Below are 1574 nucleotides of genomic sequence, written 5' to 3' on the forward strand. Positions count from 1 at the left end.
ACCAGTGGCTGTACCGCAACTGCAAGTGTAACTGTAACTGTGGACAACAGCCCAATAACAGTAAGTACTGGAAATTCTTTTACTAAAACCTGCACTGCTAATACTGCGGGTGCTTCCATAGGAGAAACTGCCGTAGGAGGAAACATCTATTCCTGGACTTCCGTTCCTGCAGGATTTACTTCTACTGAAGCTAACCCTATGGTAAATCCGGATCAGACAACTGTCTACACTGTCGCTAAAACAAATTCCGCCAGTGGCTGTACTGCAACTGCAAGTGTAACTGTAACTGTGGGCAACAGCCCAATAACAGTAAGTACTGGAAATTCTTTTACTAAAACCTGCACTGCTAATACTGCGGGTGCTTCCATAGGAGAAACTGCCGTGACAGGAAATACTTATTCATGGACTTCTGTTCCTACGGGATTTTCTTCTGCTGACGCTAACCCAATTGTAAATCCAGATCAGACTACCATTTATAATGTAGTTAAAACAAATTCCGCCAGTGGCTGTACTGCAACTGCAAACGTGACCGTAACTGTGGACAACAGTCCAATAACCGTAAGCGCAGGAAATCCTTTTACTAAAACTTGCACCACCAATACTGCGGGTGCTTCAATAGGAGAAACTGCCGTAACTGGAAACACCTATTCGTGGACTTCCGTTCCTGAGGGATTTACTTCTGCTGACGCTAACCCAACGGTAAATCCAGATCAGACTAATATATACACTGTCGTTAAAACAAATTCCGCCAGTGGCTGTACTGCAACTGCAAACGTGACCATAACCGTGGACAACAGTCCAATAACCGTAAGCGCTGGAAATCCATTTACTAAAACCTGCACTGCTAATATTAATGGGGCTTCCATAGGGGAAACTGCCGTAGGAGGAAACATCTATTCCTGGACTTCCGTTCCTGCAGGATTTACTTCTATTGAAGCTAATCCGATAGTCAATCCAGATCAGACTACTATATACACTGTCATTAAAACAAATTCCGCCAGTGGCTGTACCGCAACTGCAAGTGTAACTGTAACTGTGGACAACAGCCCAATAACAGTAAGTACTGGAAATTCTTTTACTAAAACCTGCACTGCTAATACTGCAGGAGCTTCCATAGGAGAAACTGCCGTAGCAGAAAATACTTATTCCTGGACTTCCGTTCCTGCGGGATTTACTTCTGCGGATGCTAATCCTACGGTGAATCCGGATCAGACTACTATCTATACTGTACTTAAAACAAATACCGCCAGTGGCTGTACTGCAACTGCAAGCGTAAAGGTAACAGTAAACAACAGCCCAATAACCGTAAGTGCTGGAAACCCGTTTACTAAAACCTGCACCGACAATACTGCAGGAGCTTCAATAGGAGAAACTGTCGTGACAGGAAACACTTATTCATGGACTTCCGTTCCTGCGGGATTTTCTTCTACTGACGCAAATCCGATAGTCAATCCAGATCAGACTACTATATACACTGTCGTTAAAACAAATTCCGCCAGTGGCTGTACTGCAACTGCAAGCGTGACCATAACCGTGGACAACAGTCCAATAACCGTAAGCGCAGGAAATCCTTT

General features: G+C 44.2%; 1 protein-coding gene. It reads left to right on the forward strand.

Annotated features, from left to right (window positions below):
* Nucleotides 1-1574 (forward strand): beta strand repeat-containing protein (locus C8P67_RS22085; RefSeq protein ID WP_170141433.1); only part of this gene is annotated, 1574 nt, incomplete at both ends.

This window comes from Flavobacterium aquicola (assembly GCF_003385115.1).
In the GTDB taxonomy this organism is placed as follows: domain Bacteria; phylum Bacteroidota; class Bacteroidia; order Flavobacteriales; family Flavobacteriaceae; genus Flavobacterium; species Flavobacterium aquicola.